This is a genomic window from Comamonas halotolerans, from assembly GCF_030162935.1.
Taxonomy (GTDB): Bacteria; Pseudomonadota; Gammaproteobacteria; order Burkholderiales; family Burkholderiaceae_C; genus Comamonas; species Comamonas halotolerans.
The window spans coordinates 323,549-340,341 of the sequence record NZ_JASAUZ010000001.1; the positions used below are offsets into that span (position 1 = coordinate 323,549).

The 16,793-nt window shown below is 55.5% G+C and carries 18 protein-coding genes; 7 read left to right on the forward strand and 11 right to left on the reverse strand.

Annotated elements, in window-relative coordinates; genetic code table 11:
- Window positions 1-165: 165 nt before the first annotated feature.
- The 3 genes from QEP11_RS01470 to clpB all read right to left on the reverse strand — a co-directional run bounded on the left by QEP11_RS01470 (window position 166) and on the right by clpB (window position 4,717).
- On the reverse strand, window positions 166-1,605 hold the full coding sequence (locus tag QEP11_RS01470) for a coniferyl aldehyde dehydrogenase (protein WP_284334789.1): 1,440 nt from the start codon (window positions 1,603-1,605) through the stop codon (window positions 166-168).
- Window positions 1,606-1,674: 69 nt separating this feature from the next.
- Window positions 1,675-2,118 (reverse strand): hypothetical protein, encoded by a 444-nt coding sequence (locus tag QEP11_RS01475; RefSeq protein WP_284334790.1) that lies wholly within the window; start codon window positions 2,116-2,118, stop codon window positions 1,675-1,677.
- Window positions 2,108-4,717, reverse strand: a complete 2,610-nt coding sequence (gene clpB / locus QEP11_RS01480) for an ATP-dependent chaperone ClpB (RefSeq protein WP_284334791.1) — start codon at window positions 4,715-4,717, stop codon at window positions 2,108-2,110. Before clpB ends, QEP11_RS01475 begins: the two co-directional genes overlap by 11 nt.
- Before the next feature lie 239 nt (window positions 4,718-4,956).
- Here clpB and QEP11_RS01485 point away from each other — a divergent pair, with 239 nt between their 5' ends.
- The 3 genes from QEP11_RS01485 (at window position 4,957) to QEP11_RS01495 (ending at window position 6,827) form a co-directional block, all read left to right on the forward strand.
- Window positions 4,957-5,517: a cytochrome b gene (locus QEP11_RS01485; RefSeq protein WP_284334792.1), complete on the forward strand. Its 561-nt coding sequence runs from the start codon at window positions 4,957-4,959 to the stop codon at window positions 5,515-5,517.
- A 34-nt stretch (window positions 5,518-5,551) separates the two neighbouring features.
- Window positions 5,552-6,124, forward strand: coding sequence for a YceI family protein (locus QEP11_RS01490; RefSeq protein ID WP_284334793.1), 573 nt, complete (start codon window positions 5,552-5,554; stop codon window positions 6,122-6,124).
- Window positions 6,125-6,254: 130 nt separating this feature from the next.
- Window positions 6,255-6,827 carry a YceI family protein gene (locus QEP11_RS01495; RefSeq protein ID WP_284334794.1) on the forward strand — a complete coding sequence of 191 codons (573 nt, stop codon included), beginning with the start codon at window positions 6,255-6,257 and terminating at the stop codon, window positions 6,825-6,827.
- A gap of 176 nt (window positions 6,828-7,003) precedes the next feature.
- On the opposite strand, the gene moaE is transcribed toward QEP11_RS01495, so the two are convergent.
- Complete coding sequence (moaE, locus tag QEP11_RS01500) at window positions 7,004-7,465, reverse strand: molybdopterin synthase catalytic subunit MoaE (RefSeq protein ID WP_284335192.1); 462 nt, start codon at window positions 7,463-7,465, stop codon at window positions 7,004-7,006.
- Between the two features lie 113 nt (window positions 7,466-7,578).
- On the opposite strand from moaE, the gene QEP11_RS01505 reads away from it, so the two are divergent.
- Both QEP11_RS01505 and QEP11_RS01510 read left to right on the forward strand, forming a co-directional pair.
- Window positions 7,579-7,833, forward strand: coding sequence for a hypothetical protein (locus QEP11_RS01505; protein ID WP_284334795.1), 255 nt, complete (start codon window positions 7,579-7,581; stop codon window positions 7,831-7,833).
- A gap of 12 nt (window positions 7,834-7,845) precedes the next feature.
- Window positions 7,846-8,166, forward strand: a complete 321-nt coding sequence (locus QEP11_RS01510) for a hypothetical protein (protein ID WP_284334796.1) — start codon at window positions 7,846-7,848, stop codon at window positions 8,164-8,166.
- Here QEP11_RS01510 and QEP11_RS01515 read toward each other — a convergent pair.
- Complete coding sequence (locus QEP11_RS01515; RefSeq protein ID WP_284334797.1) at window positions 8,153-9,070, reverse strand: LysR family transcriptional regulator; 918 nt, start codon at window positions 9,068-9,070, stop codon at window positions 8,153-8,155. The two genes, QEP11_RS01510 and QEP11_RS01515, sit on opposite strands and share 14 nt — an antisense overlap.
- A gap of 119 nt (window positions 9,071-9,189) precedes the next feature.
- On the opposite strand from QEP11_RS01515, the gene QEP11_RS01520 reads away from it, so the two are divergent.
- Window positions 9,190-10,404 (forward strand): CaiB/BaiF CoA transferase family protein, encoded by a 1,215-nt coding sequence (locus QEP11_RS01520; protein ID WP_284334798.1) that lies wholly within the window; start codon window positions 9,190-9,192, stop codon window positions 10,402-10,404.
- A 30-nt stretch (window positions 10,405-10,434) separates the two neighbouring features.
- Window positions 10,435-11,427, forward strand: coding sequence for a Bug family tripartite tricarboxylate transporter substrate binding protein (locus QEP11_RS01525; protein WP_284334799.1), 993 nt, complete (start codon window positions 10,435-10,437; stop codon window positions 11,425-11,427).
- Between the two features lie 63 nt (window positions 11,428-11,490).
- On the opposite strand, the gene QEP11_RS01530 is transcribed toward QEP11_RS01525, so the two are convergent.
- Genes QEP11_RS01530 through QEP11_RS01555 form a run of 6 tightly spaced genes read right to left on the reverse strand, consistent with a single transcriptional unit; the run spans window position 11,491 to window position 16,733 of the window.
- Window positions 11,491-11,823 (reverse strand): recombinase family protein, encoded by a 333-nt coding sequence (locus QEP11_RS01530; RefSeq protein WP_284334800.1) that lies wholly within the window; start codon window positions 11,821-11,823, stop codon window positions 11,491-11,493.
- A gap of 9 nt (window positions 11,824-11,832) precedes the next feature.
- Complete coding sequence (gene moaD, locus QEP11_RS01535; protein WP_284334801.1) at window positions 11,833-12,084, reverse strand: molybdopterin converting factor subunit 1; 252 nt, start codon at window positions 12,082-12,084, stop codon at window positions 11,833-11,835.
- A gap of 19 nt (window positions 12,085-12,103) precedes the next feature.
- The gene (locus QEP11_RS01540) at window positions 12,104-13,342 is read right to left on the reverse strand and encodes a molybdopterin molybdotransferase MoeA (protein ID WP_284334802.1); all 1,239 of its coding nucleotides are present in this window, start codon (window positions 13,340-13,342) and stop codon (window positions 12,104-12,106) included.
- Window positions 13,342-13,917, reverse strand: coding sequence for a molybdopterin-guanine dinucleotide biosynthesis protein B (gene mobB, locus QEP11_RS01545; RefSeq protein ID WP_284335193.1), 576 nt, complete (start codon window positions 13,915-13,917; stop codon window positions 13,342-13,344). The genes QEP11_RS01540 and mobB overlap by 1 nt, the downstream gene beginning before the upstream one ends.
- Window positions 13,918-13,974: 57 nt before the next feature.
- A complete protein-coding gene (gene thrC, locus QEP11_RS01550; RefSeq protein ID WP_284334804.1) occupies window positions 13,975-15,399 on the reverse strand; it encodes a threonine synthase in 1,425 nt (474 codons plus the stop codon).
- Complete coding sequence (locus QEP11_RS01555; protein WP_284334805.1) at window positions 15,399-16,733, reverse strand: homoserine dehydrogenase; 1,335 nt, start codon at window positions 16,731-16,733, stop codon at window positions 15,399-15,401. The genes thrC and QEP11_RS01555 overlap by 1 nt, the downstream gene beginning before the upstream one ends.
- Between the last annotated feature and the right edge of the window lie 60 nt (window positions 16,734-16,793).

Genomic DNA, 16,793 nt, shown 5'->3' on the forward strand with positions numbered 1-16,793 from the left:
GCAATTGTCAGTGAAAACGCGAATTTCGCTTATGCCTATTCGATGTAGCCATTTGGACAAGTACGGCTGTCAAAGGTTTCTTGCCCATCGAAAAAGGATGTGCTAGGCCGTTAAAACGGCCTTCAGCAAACCGCCTGTTGCAAGCGGCTTAAGAGTGGCAAACGCTCATCCCCAGCGTTTGATCAGCGCCATGATGCGCTCAAACTTGGCACCGTAAGGAGGGTACAGCCAAGTTGCAGGACTCCATTTTGCTTGCAAAAAGACACCCTTTTGATGAGAAAAGCGTAAAAAACCATGGATGCCGTGATACGCCCCCCAGCCACTTGGGCCAACACCCCCAAAAGGCAGGCCCTCATGCGCAACATGCATCAAAGTATCGTTGACGGTGACGCCACCGCTGACTGTGCGCCGCAAAATGCTGTCGCGCAGCTTGTCGTCACTGCCAAACCAGTACAGCGCCAAGGGGCGCTCACCGGCATTGATGGCATGAATCACGTCATCCAGCCGGTCATAGCTGATGACGGGCAGCAATGGTCCAAAAATTTCCTCCCGCATGATGTCCATGCCCGAATGCACATTCCACACCAAGGCTGGCGTCATCTGTCGTTGCACGGCATCTCCCCAGCCTGGTGCTGACGTCGCAGCAGATGCCACTGCAGGCTCCAGCCACTGAACATGCGCCCCTTGGGCTTCGGCCTGCTGTGCAAGATTGCGCAATCGGTTGAAATGCTTTTGGTTGATGATGGCTGCGTAATCAGGATTACCGGATAACGTGGGAAACAACTGAGACACCGCCTTGCGATAAGCCTGCTCAAAAGACTGCTCTTGGCCTCGGGGCAACAGCAAATAGTCCGGCGCAATACAAGTCTGTCCAGCATTGAGCAATTTGCCGTGCGCAATACGCAGTGCTGCTTGCTCCATATCGCAGTCATTGCTGATGATGCAGGGCGATTTGCCTCCCAACTCCAGCGTGGTTGGCGTCAGGTGCTGCGCAGCAGCCATGGCAACCTTACGCCCTACAGCAGTGGACCCAGTGAATACCAGATGATCAAAAGGTAAACCCGCAAAGTGGCTGGCGACCTGCGCATCACCCTGCACCACGCAAAACTCATCAGGTGCAAAAAACTGACCTATTACATGCGCCAGCTGCGCACTGGTGTGCGGCGTGAGCTCACTGGGCTTGAGCATGACACGATTTCCTGCGGCAATCGCGGCAATCGCCGGGCCAAGCGCCAGCTGCAGAGGGTAGTTCCATGGCGAAATAATGCCCACTACCCCTAAAGGCTGGCGTTCAATCCGCCCTATTCCAGGTAGCAAATGCAACGGCGTCCATACACGCTGATGGCGCATCCACTTGCCCAGATTGCGCAGCGTGTGGGTGAGCGTGGTGCGTAGCACCATGAGATCCGCCATCTCTGTGAGCTGGGGCGAGCGCACGCCAAAATCGGCCTGCACGGCGGCAGCCAAGGTCGTGCCGTGTTCATTCAGGATTTTCTGGATGCGCAGCAAGCGCTCTTTGCGCACCAGCACAGGCACCTCAACGTGCAGACGGCTGGCCTGATGCTGAAGCTCAAAGGCTTGATGCAGAGGCGAGGGTTGGTGCATGCGCGGTCTCTCCAAGGGGTTTTTCTATCGTCTCGCCGTTTAGCCCAACCGGGCTGATCTGCATGCGCTTTAGCGTTCGTGCACTTCGCGGGGTTGCACGTCACTCACATCGCCAGCCACTTTCGACAAGATGCCGCCGCGCTTGCTACCCGCAGCAGGGGTAAAAGGTGCAGCGCTTTCTTGCGGGGATTCACCTGTCGCAGCGCCACCTGCCATGCCACCAAAGCCGCCTGCACGCTGGTACATGCTGGTCCAGCTACTGCCTGCACGCATCGGCATAGCCCACGGCGTGACCGCTTGCCCTGTAAGCTTGGCCCACACTGCACGAATTCCCCAGACAGCGGCCAATACGCAGGCCACAGAAAGCAGGCTCAGGAAAAACACAACGCCCACTGCCAACATGACAAGGCGTACCGTCCAGCGAACCGCCCAGTTCAAAAAATCATTCAAAGCAATGCCTTTCAATCGCAGCCAGCGCACAAAGCGCTGGCTGTTGGTGGGCTTAGCTGGCACCAGAGGCGTCTGCCAAACCAAAGTTAAAGACTCCAGGGGCCTGCACAGGATCCACTGAAACCTCAATCACACTCTTTGGAGGGAATTTACCCTCCAACAATGCGCGAGACAGCGGGTTCTCAATGCGCTGCTGGATTGCCCGCTTGAGCGGACGGGCACCAAAGACCGGGTCAAACCCTACTTTAGCCAACTCTGCCAAGGCAGACTCGCTTACGTGCATTTCCAAATCCATCTTTTCGAGGCGATGCTGCAACAATTGCAACTGAATCTTGGCAATCGACTCGATATGGGCTGCGCCCAGAGCATGGAACACCACGGTCTCATCAATACGGTTCAAGAATTCGGGTCGGAAATGTGTTTTTAGTTCCCCCCACACCGCTTCTTTGATGTCTTCGCTGTCTTGGCCCACCATCGCCTGAATGAGGTGAGAGCCAATATTGCTTGTCATCACGATCACAGTGTTCTTGAAGTCCACGGTGCGCCCCTGGCCATCCGTCAGGCGCCCATCATCCAGCACCTGCAGCAACACGTTGAACACGTCCGGATGAGCTTTTTCCACCTCGTCGAGCAGCAGCACCGAGTAGGGTTTGCGGCGCACGGCTTCCGTCAGGTAGCCCCCCTCTTCATAGCCGACATAGCCTGGAGGCGCACCAATCAGACGGGCCACACTGTGCTTTTCCATGAATTCGGACATGTCGATACGAACCAGATGGTCTTCGCCGTCGAACAAGAAGCCTGCGAGCGCCTTGCACAGCTCGGTCTTGCCCACACCCGTAGGGCCCAGGAACAGGAAACTTCCCAACGGCCTGTTCGGATCAGACAAACCGGAGCGTGAACGGCGAATGGCGTTGGACACTGCAGAGATCGCCTCGTCCTGCCCCACCACACGCTGGTGCAATTTGTCTTCCATGTGCAGCAACTTGTCTTTTTCACCCTGCATCATCTTGGCCACGGGAATACCTGTGGCACGGCTGACGACTTCTGCAATTTCTTCTGCGCCCACATGGGTGCGCAACAGCTTGTGCTTTGGTGCTTCGCCATCGGCCTCGCTGGCCTGGGCTTCTTTCAATTGCTTTTCCAGCGCAGGCAGCTTGCCGTATTGCAGCTCCGCCACCTTGTTGAAATCACCTTTGCGCTTCAAGTCTTCAATCTGCGTGCGGATGGCATCCACTTCCTTGCGGATTTGCTCCGAGCCCTGTGCACTGGCCTTTTCCGCCTTCCAGATTTCTTCCAGATCCGCGTACTCGCGCTCCAGCTCACCGAGTTCATCTTCAATCAACTGCAGGCGCTTTTGCGAAGCCTCGTCCTTTTCCTTCTTCATGGCCTCTCGCTCGATCTTCAGCTGGATCATGCGACGCTCGAGCTTGTCCATGGACTCGGGCTTGGAGTCGATCTCGATCTTGATCTTGGCCGCAGCTTCGTCGATCAGGTCAATGGCCTTGTCAGGCAAAAAGCGATCCGTGATATATCGATGACTCAGTTCTGCAGCAGCCACGATAGCCGGGTCGGTAATGTCCACACCATGGTGCGCTTCATAACGCACCTGCAAGCCACGCAAGATGGCAATGGTGTCCTCCACCGAAGGCTCTTCCACCAGCACCTTCTGGAAGCGGCGCTCCAGCGCAGCGTCTTTCTCGATGTACTTGCGGTATTCGTCGAGTGTTGTTGCACCAATGCAGTGCAGCTCGCCACGCGCCAAGGCGGGCTTGAGCATATTGCCGGCATCCATGGCTCCTTCGGCCTTACCTGCGCCCACCATGGTGTGGATTTCGTCGATGAACAAAATGATGCGGCCTTCTTCCTTGGCCACATCATTGAGCACGGCCTTCAGCCGCTCCTCAAACTCGCCGCGGTACTTGGCTCCGGCCAGCAGCCCAGCCATATCCAGCACCAGCACGCGCTTGTCCTTGAGAGTCTCTGGCACTTCACCTGCCACGATGCGTTGTGCCAGGCCTTCCACGATGGCAGTTTTACCAACACCAGGCTCGCCAATAAGTACGGGATTGTTCTTGCTGCGGCGTTGCAGCACCTGGATGGCACGTCGAATTTCATCATCCCGGCCAATCACAGGGTCCAGCTTTCCCATACGAGCGCGCTCGGTCAGGTCAAGCGTGTATTTCTTCAGAGCTTCTCGCTGGCTTTCACCTTCTGCGCTGTCCATGGTTTGTCCACCACGCACAGCGTTGATGGCCGATTCCATGGCTTTACGGGTCAGACCATTTTCCTTGGCAATTTTTGCAGCCTTGCTCTCGCTGTCGGCCAGTGCCAACAGAAAAAGTTCGCTGGCAATGAACTGATCGCCACGCTTGATGGCTTCTTTCTCCGTAGCCTGCATCAGCTTGGCCAGATCGGAGCCGATGGTCACCTGATCCTGCCCCGTCACCTGGGGCAGCTGTTTGACGGCATTCTCGGCAGCCGTGGCCATGGCTGCCACATTGGCTCCCGCACGCTGCAACAGTGCCTTGGGGCCGTCGTTTTGGCGCAGCATTGCTGCCAGCACGTGCAGCGGGTCGATATATGCGTGGTCATTGCCCAATGCCAGAGATTGGGCGTCTGCCAGGGCTTCTTGGAATTTAGTGGTGAGCTTGTCGATGCGCATGAATGGCTTCCTTCAACAGCAAATCTATAACTGCTTCCCAACTAAGGGCTTTTTCGGCTTTTTCAAGAGTATTTACACACTGAAAGATGCAACTTTCAGGGCAAAAAACTCTGCTTCGCGATGCAATTTCAGTCTACAAGTTCCTTGCAATCTTTTGAATCTTGCATTCAAGCGCATTGAATGATCTGTCAGAAGATGGCTCCTAGACTGACTGACTTTCCTGCACTCACCTTGCCTTTATGTCCTCCACAACTCCCCGCAACCGCTACACCCTGACCGCCATCGGATTGCACTGGCTGCTGGCTATCGGCCTGTTGGGTTTGCTGGTCCTGGGCTGGTATATGGTGGGACTGCCGTTTTCACCGACCAAGCTGAAATACTACAACTGGCACAAATGGGCAGGTGTCACACTCTTGGCATTGAGCATGCTGCGCTTGCTTTGGCGCCTAACGCACCGCCCGCCAGCGCTGTCTGAACGCATGGCTTCTAGCATGCCCCAATGGCAGCAGGTGGCACATCACGGCGTGCACCACCTGATGTATGTGCTCTTTTTTGCTGTCCCGTTAATCGGCTGGGCCTACAGTTCAGCAGCAGGATTCCCTATCGTATGGTTTGGCGTGTGGCAGCTGCCTGACTTTGTACACCCCAATCCAGATCTGGCCGAAGCCATCAAGCCTTGGCACATGATCACTGCGTACACCCTGGCGGCATTGATTGCAATGCACATCGCCGCAGCACTGAAACACCAGTTCATAGACCGCGATGGTCTGCTGCTGCGCATGCTGCCTGACCGCCATTGATTTTTCTTTGCCCGAATGTCACAAGGATTTCACCATGACTTTCACCACCACTTTGCGTGCCAGCGTACTGGCTACTGCAGCCCTGTTCGCCACAGCAGCCATGGCTCAACAGGCACTGGTTCCCGCACAAAGCAGCATCCACTTCACCGCCAAGCAGCTGGGTGTTCCTATGAACGGACACTTCAAGCAGTTTGATGCACAGGTGCAGTTTGATACGGCCAAGCCAGAAACCAGCAAGATCCATTTCACAGTGGATACAGGTAGCGCCACCATGGGCAGCAAAGAAACAGATAGCAACCTGCTGAGCGCAGACTGGTTCAACATTGCCAAATTCCCCAAGGCCACATTCGATTCCAGTGCAGTCAAAGCACTCGGTGGTGGCAAATACCAAGTCGATGGCACGCTGACCATCAAAGGCAATACGGAAAAAGTCTCGGTCCCCGTACAACTGACACAGTCAGGCTCCAACACAGTGGCTACAGGCACCTTGCCGCTCAAGCGTTTGACCTTCAAGATTGGTGACGGTGACTGGGCTGATACATCCATGGTGGCCGATGAGGTCACCGTGCAGTTCAAGCTGACGCTCACCGGCATGGGCAAGCTGTAAAGCCGCTCGAACTCTTTAACTGCTGGACAGCGTTCATACTTTGCCGTTCAACAACGCAGGTGTGTTCACCAACCAGCAGACCATGTTTCCAAACCGCGCCCTTTCCTTTTCACTTATCAAGGAGATTTCCATGCGTTCTACCCTGTTTGCCTTGGCCACCGCCGGTCTGCTGGCTACCGCTGCCCACGCCGCACCTTCCACTTACGCCATCGACCCGACACACACCTTTGCCACCTTCGAAATTGACCACTTTGGCGCATCCACCAACCGCGTGCGCTTTGACAAAAAAAGCGGCACCGTTCAGTTTGACAAGGCCGGTAAGAGTGGCAAAGTGGAAGTGATTCTGGACATGAACGGCTTGAACTCCGGCACCGCCGCGTTCGACAAGCATTTGAAGAGCGCCGACATTTTCAACACTGAAAAATTTCCAGAAGCCAAGTTTGTATCCGACAAGTTTGTATTTGACGGCGACAAACTCAAGGAAGTTACCGGCCAACTGACGCTACTGGGTGTAACCAAGCCCATGACCATCAAGGCCAACAAGTTCACATGCTATGACAGCCCGATGCTCAAGCGAGAGGTGTGCGGTGGCGATTTTGAAGCCACCATTGACCGTACCCAATGGGGTGTCAATTACGGTGTTGACTGGGGCTTCGCCAAGGACGTACGCCTGGTGTTGCAAATGGAAGCTGTCAAACAGTAATTCTCTTGTCAGGCCGTAGTGCTGCACCATGCATAACGGGCCTGCGCAGGCCCGTTATCTCGATTGTGCCGACACATAAGCCTAAAACAAAGCGCCCTCTACAGGCGGTGCGTTCAAGAGACTGAAGCAAGGGGCTGCCAATCGCCCAGAGACAAGGCAAAGCCCGCATTGAAAAATTATGCTTCCCAGCGTGCCAGCGCTTGCTCGTCGCTCACCCGCGCATCCACCCAACGCGCACCTTCAGAGGTTTGTTCTTTCTTCCAAAAAGGTGCTTCAGACTTCAAATAGTCCATGATGAACTCGCAAGCTTGAAAACTCATGCCGCGGTGCGCAGAGGTAACGCCCACAAACACAATCTGATCCATGGGCAATAGCGGCCCCACACGGTGAATCACCTTGGCCGCGTAAATACCAAAGCGCTGCGTAGCGCGATCAATAATGAGTTCTATGCTTTTTTCAGTCATCCCAGGGTAATGTTCCAACTCCATGGCTGAAACATCGCTGCCCTCATTGCGATCGCGTACGGTACCCACAAAACTGCACACCGCCCCCACTCGCGCATCCGCATGGCGCAATGCAGCCAGCTCCGTGGAAACATCAAAATCTTCGCTTTGGATCAAAACACGAGGTGCATTCATATCCATGATTGTCGCAGCACGCAACGCCAAGCATGTCCACACGCGTACCAAAGCCGGCATCATCGCGGTAGCATTGCGCCCCGCTCGTATCTGTATTGAGACACACACCCAGTATGGCCACCCAAACCATCGACACCCCTGAGTACATGCTCTACCCCTCCCCACGCAACGAACATCGCGTGGTTTTTGAGCACCAGTGCTTTGTGCCCTATCCGTACGCCATCATCCACCTGCCAGACTTTGACTTCGAAGGCCGTTCCACTCTGTTTTCCGCACGCCGCAAGGCCGATGACAAGAATGGTCAGTTGGTCACCTGCGAGCTGGAAATCGACATCCTGCGCTTTGAACGACTGTTCGACCCTGAATAAGAGGCAAAGCAGATGGATGACACCAGCCAGATTCAGCCACCAGAAAGCTTTGCCGAACTATTTCGCAGCCGTGCGGGAGTTCTAAAGACACCAATTGCAGATGTGATCTCCCGCTATGAGCTGTGCGAGGACCTGGCCTGCCACCTGGTTGAGCAAGCGCAGACTGTTTACCACTCTGGCAACACCTCCGAAGAGGGCGTGCTGCTGGGCTTTTACAGTGCCGTTACCGCGGAAGGTAGTGCCGTCAGCTGCCAGGAAGCGCGGTGGATCATTCAGCGCTTGGCTGAATTGCTTGAATGGAAGACACCACAACTCCCCATCAGTCCTGCGTGAGCCGAGAACTAAAGCCCTGCGAGACTTTATCGCGCAAGAACTCCATGAGCAAAATTTGGGCTTGCGTTTGGTAGCGCGCTGGCACAAACAGCAAATAGATGTCAGCCCGCAAAAATGCCAAGTCTTGCAAAGGCAAAGACAAACGCACCAACTGACCACTGGCTATCTCCGCGTCCACCATGTACTGTGGCACCAGCCCTGCGCCCATTCCCTGCAAGATGGCATCTCGCAAGAAAAAGAAGTTGGCAGACATCAAGCGTGGCTGCACATGGATGTGGCGCTTGTCAGCCTCTGTTTGCGCAGCAAAGCGCAGCTTTTCAGCCGTCATACCAGAGGTGATCAAAGGACGATGCTTCAACGCTGACAAAGTGTGCACATCTCCATGCTGCTGCACCCATTGAGGTGCAGCACAGGCCACATAGTCAACCACGCCGCAATGCTGACTCACCAGATGGTTAGGCACTTCGTTCATCACGCGGACAGCAAAATTCACCGCACCTTGCATCAAGTCTTCGATGTCGTTGTCAAAGATCACATCCAGAGTGATACCTGGGTAGAGCTCCATAAACTCGATGAACCACGGTGCCATCGCGTGTTGCCCATAGCCACTGGGTACGCTAAAGCGCACTGTGCCACGTAAACCGCACCCCTGGTTTTCTAGCGACTCCTGCGCAGCCATCACCTCGTGACGGATATTTTTTCCATGCGCATAGAGCTGCCGCCCTAACTCGGTGGGCTCCAAATGACGCGTACTCCGTTTGAGCAGTTCTGCCCCCAGACTTCGCTCAAACTGATTTAAGCGTTTGCTCACGTTGGCGCGTGTCATGCCGAGTTTGGCTGCTGCTCTGCTGAGATTGCCCGCATCCACGATATCCACTAACAAGGACAAAGCATTCACATCCATTGTCAACCTTTAGTTTGCATATATGTTGAATATTAATTGCAATTGTCAAAACTAAATAACAAAAACACAATGCAAACACTGCACAACCGTGATGAACAAGGTGCAGCAGAAACCGGAACATGCCAAACCAAACCACCATTCCAATGCTCCCCTTAGCAGGGGTTCGTGTTCTAGACTTATCCCGCGTTCTTGCAGGCCCGATGTGCGCCATGGCCTTGGCTGATTTAGGTGCTGATGTCATCAAAGTGGAACACCCCGCACGCGGTGATGACACCCGTGACTGGGGTGTGCGGGTAGGCAGCCGAAACACCTCTTATTTCAACAGCGCCAACCGCAACAAACGCTCTGTCACCTTAGATCTGCAGCACCCCGAAGGCGTAGCCATTGCCAAGCAACTGGCCGCTCAGTGCGATGTGGTCATCCAGAACTTCAAGGTCGGCGGTGCAGAAAAGCTCGGCCTGGGCTATGAAGATCTCAAGCCAGCCAATCCAGGTCTGGTGTATTGCTCCATTTCTGGCTATGCACGCTTTACGCCTGAAGCACAGCGCCCAGGTTACGACCTGGTGGTGCAAGGTGAGTCAGGAGTGATGGCCACCAATGGTGAATATGGACAAGGGCCACTGAAGTTTGGTGTAGCCGCCGTGGACATGTTCACTGGCATGTACTCTGCCCAAGCCATCTTGGCTGCGCTGTTTGCGCGTCAGACGACAGGCCAGGGCCGCCATGTACAGATGGCGCTATATGACTGCGGGCTCATGATTAGCTCGTATTACGGCATGGAAGCAATGCTCAAGGCAGGCGATCCACCAAAGTTCGGCAATGCGCACCCTTCCATTGTTCCCTATGGCGTATTTGAGGCAGCAGACGGCCCCTTGGTCATTACAGTGGGCAACAACGGCCAATTCCAGCGCTTTTGCAATGAAGTCATTGAGCGCCCCGAATGGAGCAGCGACGAGCGCTTTGCCACCAATACTGCACGCTCGGCCCACCGCGATCTTTTGCTGCCACAAATCCGCGAAACATTGCAAGGCTTTACCCGCGCGCAACTGCTGAAACGCCTGACGCAAGCCCAAATTCCCTGCGGTGAAGTGCTGGGTATGTTGGATGCCCTGCAATCGCCGCGAACTCAGCAAGCAGGCTTGTTACACCACTTTGAAGACAGCGAGGCGGGACCTCAAGCGGTACTGGCTCCGCCATATGCGATGGATGACCAGCGCTTGCCAGTGCGTCGCCCACCGCCTCACTTGGGCGAACACACCAAGGACGTATTGAGCGAGCTTTTACAGCTCAGCCCTCAAGCTCTCGATGAATTACACGCAGGTGGCGTGATTTAAGCCATATCACCGAACAAGAAGGAGACTTTCATGAGCACACTCAACCGCCGTCAATTGCTGGCATTTGGTATCAGCGCCCCAGTCTTAGGAATAGGCAGCCTGGCACAGGCACAGGCTGCATGGCCTAACAAGATCATCAAGCTGATGGTGGCCTTCCCCGCTGGTGGCCCCACCGATACGGCGGCCCGCATTGTGGGGCAAAAACTGTCAGAGCGTTTGGGCCAGCAAGTGATCATAGAAAACAAGCCCGGTGCATCTGGATCTATCGCCACCGCCAGCTTTATCAAGAGCCCTGCAGACGGTTACAACCTTTCCATGTTTGGCATGCCTTCATTGTTGGCACCGTTGATGTACAAAAACAATTTGTACAACGTCACCAAAGACTTCATACCTGTGGCCACCGTGTATGACTTGCCCATGGCTATAGTGATCAACCCACAGGTGCTGCCAGGCATCAACACGCTGCCAGAGCTGATTCGTCATATTCAAAACAGCAAACTGCCCATGGACTTCACCAGCTCCGGCACTGGAAGCTTTGGTCATTTGGCCATGGAACAGCTCAAAGATCTGGGCAAATTTGATCTGATGCACGTCCCATATCGTGGCAGTTCTCCCGCCGTGGCAGACCTGCTGGGTGGCCAGATCGGGATTATGTTTGCAGACGTGGTGGCTGCACTGCCCCATATTCAGGCCGGAAAGCTCAAAGCCCTTGCTCTGAGTTCCCCCAAAGCCAAAGCCATGCTGCCTAACGTACCCACCATCTCTGAGCAAGGTTTTCCAAATTTTGACTTTGACTCATGGGGTGGATTGATTGCACCACTGAACACACCTCAAGCTATCGTGGATCGCCTCGCGCAAGAAACCAAGTCCATCATCTCCAGCGACAAAGAGCTACAACAAAAACTGCTCAATGCAGGTGCAATCGCTGCCTTCCAGGATGGCAAGCAAATGCATGCACGCTTGGTTGCTGACTACGCGCGCTGGAGCCATATCGTCAACACCAAAGGCATCAGTGCGAACTAGGCGAAGCTGCAAGCCTCGCTGAAAAGATGCCCTCTTTAGACCAGAGGGCATCTTGGGATGGATTTACGCCTTTGACTTCGCACTGTCGGCGTAGCGATTCAAAATCCGCTGCACCTGACCATGGGTCCAAGCGCCACCCTTGGCTGCAGCAATTCCCCGCTGGTTAAGCACTTCAGCCATTTTTCGGTGTGTGAGTCCCTGCGCAACGAACTCGGCAAACACAGCTTCATGCTGCCTGGCAAAAGCATCGGCTGCGCTTTTCCGCTTTTGCACCGTGGCACGAATATTGTCTGCGCCCGCTTTACCTAATTGCACGCCACGCGCTTTGGCTTCACTGAGCGCCTTGCGAGTCCGGCTGCTGATGGCAGCGTCAATATCGGTTTTAGCTTCTGTCATACGCTCCGCTCAACCACCGGTCACAGGAGGAAAGAAGGCGACTTCATCGCCTGCTTTCAAGGGAGCGTTGCCTTGGCACATGTCTTGATTCAGGGCCATGCGCACCGCTTTGCCATGTGCCAATGCAGCCGCCGCGGCCTCGCTGCGCGCCATCAGTTCCTCGCGCAGCATACCTACTGTGGCTGCGTCAGTGTGCAGTTCTTCACTGCCTGTGCCCATGGCCTCACGGATGGAGGCAAAGTAGCGCACGGTGATATTCATAGAGTTACTCCTTGGCCGTTTACATCAGCGCGGTAAACGGGATAAAGCGCACGGTATCACCTGGCTGGATTTGCGTCAGCGGTGGGTTGTCAATCAAGCCATCCCCCCACACCGTCGAAGTCAGCACACCTGAACCCTGATTGCCAAACAGCTCCAGACCGCCATGTACAGCATGGCGCGCGCGCAGAAATTCACGGCGTTTTTCCTTCTTAGCCCATTCAAACTGAGCGGTAACCTGGATCGCTTGAGGCTCTACATCCTGTAGGCCTTGCAATCGCAGCACGAATGGGCGTACCAGCAACAAAAAAGTGATGAAGCTGGAGACCGGGTTACCCGGCAGACCCATAAAGTGGGCCACACCTTGTGATGCATCCTTGCCATTGCGAAACACCTTGCCATAGGCAAATGGCTTGCCGGGCTTCATGGAAATCATCCACAGGTTCAGCTCACCTTGCTGCTCCACAGCAGGCTTGACGTGATCCTCTTCGCCGACCGATACCCCCGCACTGGAGAGTACCAAGTCACAATCTTGCGCAACTCTATGAATAGCCTGTACGGTTAGCTCTCGGTTGTCCGGCAGAATGCCTCCATCCACTACTTCACACCCCAGACGCTGCAACAGCGCACGCAAGAAGTAGCGGTTGCTGTTGTAGATGCTGCCAGGGCGCATGTCTTGCGGAGCAACCGTACCGGGCAACACCAGTTCGTCTCCAGTAGAGAACAGCGCCACACGTGGCTTGCGTCCCACGGGCAGCTCAGCCAGACCAATGCTTGCAGCCAGACCCACGGCAGCAGGTGTCAGGCGCATGCCTTGGGACAGCACCGTGCTGTTGAGCGCAATGTCTTCACCTGCACGGCGGATGTTCTGCCCTGGCTTAGGAACTGCGTTGAATTGCACACGGCCATCCTCCAGCACCGTCGTGTCTTCCTGCATCACCACCGCATCAGCGCCGGGTGGCACAGGTGCGCCAGTGAAGATGCGCCCCACTGTACTGGGCTGCAGCTGCGTGCCCACATGACCAGCAGGAATGCGCTGGCTTACTGGCAACGCAACACCGGCTGCTGTGACTTCGGCCGTGCACACCGCATAGCCGTCCATTGCAGAATTATCCTGGGGCGGCACTTGCAAGGCCGAGATGCAGTCCTGCACCAGCACGCGACCGTCCGCGCTGAACAGATCAACGTGCTCCACACCCAGGAACTGGGCCTGCGCAAGCACATGGGCCAGTGCATCATCCAAAGTTGTCATCGCAGCCATCAGGCGTTTCCTCCTCTGTATGCAAAACGGCTGGCATTGGCCAGCATCCAGTCGGCAATGTGCGCAGGCTGGTTCAAATTTAAGACCGCAATGTGTGCAGGCGGCTGCACGGGAAGTGCCGCAACATCATCGGTAGCCAGTGCCACCACGTACGGATCATCAGGAAAGCGCAGCGGCTTGGCTGGCTTGTCACTGGCAGCATCGGGGGCACGCCAGATTTCCACTTTAGGCAAGTCACCGTGCTTAAAGCCTTCAATCAGCACCCAATCCACGGAATGATCCAACTCCGCCAACATGGCGTGCACATCCAGGTCTTGCTCTGACTCGAACTCACGCACCAGCGCCAAGCGCTTGTCACACACCAGCAATACCTCCGATGCACCTGCTTGGCGGTGGCGCCAGCTGTCTTTACCCGGAATGTCAATGTCTACATCATGATGGGCATGCTTGACCGAAGAGACTCGCTGCCCCCGTGCCCGCAGCGAAGCAATCAACTGCTCTACCAAGGTCGTCTTTCCCATTCCCGAAAATGCCGCAAAGCCCAATGCTTTCATGCGTTTTGCTCTCTTCCAAATGCAACCGGCGCTTGGAATGCAAGCGCCGGTGACTGTTTCAAATATCAAGCCTAAGCATTAATCACAATGCTGCTGGATATAGGCTTTCACGTTCTCGACATCCGATTCCATCACTACCACGCGCTTGGGCAAATCTTCAATGCCTTCAAACTTGGCTGGACGCTCGGGCTGCCGACCCAAGGCCTCTTCAATAGTGGCCGCAAACTTGATAGGCAGTGCAGTCTCCAGAACAATCATGGGTTCAGCGCGCAAATGCTCACGCCCCACTTTCACACCGTCGGCGGTGTGGGTGTCAATCATTTGGCCCAGACGCTCGTAGCAGTCCTTGATGGTAGCCAAACGGTCAGCGTGCGTGCTCTTGCCACTGACAAAGCCATACTTGGCAGCAGCATCCTGGAAACAGGCATCCTGGCTCAAATCGAACTTGCCTTGCTTGCCCACACCATCTGCAAAAAGCGCTTTGGTACGTACGCCATCGCGGCCCACCAGATCAAAGATGAAACGCTCAAAGTTGCTGGCCTTGGAGATATCCATCGAGGGGCTCGATGTCTCATAGGTATTGGCAGAGCCACGCACCTGGTACACGCCTGTGCGGAAGAACTCATCCAGCACATCGTTTTCGTTAGTCGCTACCACCAGCTGTGCAATCGGCAACCCCATCTGGCGCGCGACATGGCCTGCGCAGATATTGCCGAAGTTGCCCGATGGCACGGTGAAGCTCACCTTTTCTTCGTTGCGCGTTGTCGCTTGCAGATAACCTGCAAAGTAGTACACCACCTGAGCCAGCAAACGCGCCCAGTTGATGGAGTTGACAGTACCGATTTTGTACTTGGCCTTGAACACGTGGTCGTTAGACACAGCCTTGACAATGTCCTGGCAATCGTCGAACACACCTTCAATGGCGATGTTGTGAATGTTCTCATCCTGCAGGCTGAACATTTGCGCCTGCTGGAAGGGGCTCATGCGGCCATGCGGACTGGTCATGAACACGCGCACACCTTTTTTGCCACGCATGGCGTATTCAGCGGCACTGCCGGTATCTCCTGATGTCGCGCCCAGAATATTCAACTCTTCGCCACGACGCGCCAGTTCGTATTCAAACAGGTTGCCCAGCAATTGCATGGCCATGTCCTTGAAGGCCAGCGTGGGGCCGTTGGACAGCGCTTCAATCAGCAAATTGCCTTCCAGCGTGCGTACGGGCACGATGGCGTCGGTGCCAAAAACGTCCTTGGTGTACGTTTTGGCGCACAGGACGCGCAGGTCGTCGGCAGGAATATCGTCGATGTACAACGACAGAATCTCAAATGCCAGCGCTGCGTAGCCTTGCTCAGCCAGCACCTTGCGCAGCTCGGACAGCTTGCTGTCACTGATCTGGGGATATTCAACAGGAAGGTACAGGCCGCCATCGGGAGCGAGGCCTTCCAGCAGGATGTCGCAAAAGCGTTTGCGATCAGCGTGACCGCGGGTAGACAGATACAGCATCAGTTCAACTCTTCTTTGCGGATGCGAGTAATCGGTGCCAGCACGGTTGGCAGCCCCTGGATCTCGGCCAATGCCTTGTCCATTTCACCTTCGCGGGTGTCATGCGTCAGGATGATCAAGTCGGTCTGGGTCGAACCTTCACCACCGACTTCATCGGCTTCGCGCTGCAATACGGCATCGATGCTGATGCCTGCACTGGCCAGCAGCGAAGTGATCTTGGCCAGCACACCTGCCTCATCCGCCACACGGATGCGCAAGTAATAGCTGGTGACGATTTCAGCCATGGGCAGCACAGGCAGCTCGTTGCCCGCTGCGGCCAGGGTATGGGCCTGGAACGCCAGCGCAGGCACGCTGTGCGCAGGATCTGCACCGTGCAAACGGGCAATATCAACCAGATCCGCAATCACGGCCGAAGCAGTGGGCTCGGAACCAGCACCCTTGCCGTAGTACAGCGTAGTGCCCACCGCATCGCCATGCACCACGACTGCGTTCATCGCTCCTTCAACATTTGCGATCAAGCGCTTGGCAGGGATCAGCGAGGGGTGCACGCGCAACTCCACGCCCTTGTCCGTGCGCTTGGTGATGCCCAGGAGCTTGATACGGTAGCCCAGTTGCTCGGCATACTTGATATCCGCACCAGCCAGCTTGGTGATGCCTTCCACATAGGCCTTGTCAAACTGCACAGGGATACCAAAAGCGATGGCACTCATCAAGGTGGCCTTGTGCGCCGCATCCACACCTTCAATGTCGAAAGTGGGATCTGCTTCAGCGTAGCCCAGACGCTGAGCCTCCTTGAGCACCACGTCAAAGTCCAGCCCCTTGTCACGCATTTCGGACAGGATGAAGTTGGTGGTGCCGTTGATAATGCCTGCCACCCACTGGATGGAGTTAGCCGTCAGACCTTCGCGCAATGCCTTGATGATCGGGATACCGCCAGCCACAGCCGCTTCATAGGCCACAATCACGCCCTTTTCCGCTGCAGCCTTGAAGATTTCGGTGCCATGTACTGCCAGCAAGGCCTTGTTAGCCGTCACAACGTGCTTGCCTGCTGCAATGGCTTCCAGTACCAGCGCCTTGGCAATGCCATAGCCACCAATCAATTCCACCACCACATCGATGTCGGGATTGGCAATGACCTCACGTGCATCACCCACCACCTTGGCGGCATCACCCACCACCTGCTTCGCGCGCGTTGTGTCCAAGTCGGCCACCATGGCAATCTCAATGCCACGACCCGCACGGCGGCGGATCTCTTCTTGATTGCGCTGCAGCACGTTGAAAGTGCCGCTGCCAACGGTGCCAATGCCCAACAGGCCTACTTGGATCGGTTTCATAAGTCTCTTACGCTTTTACTTCAATTAAAGTACTGCCACGCTTACGGGGTCTGCGCTGAC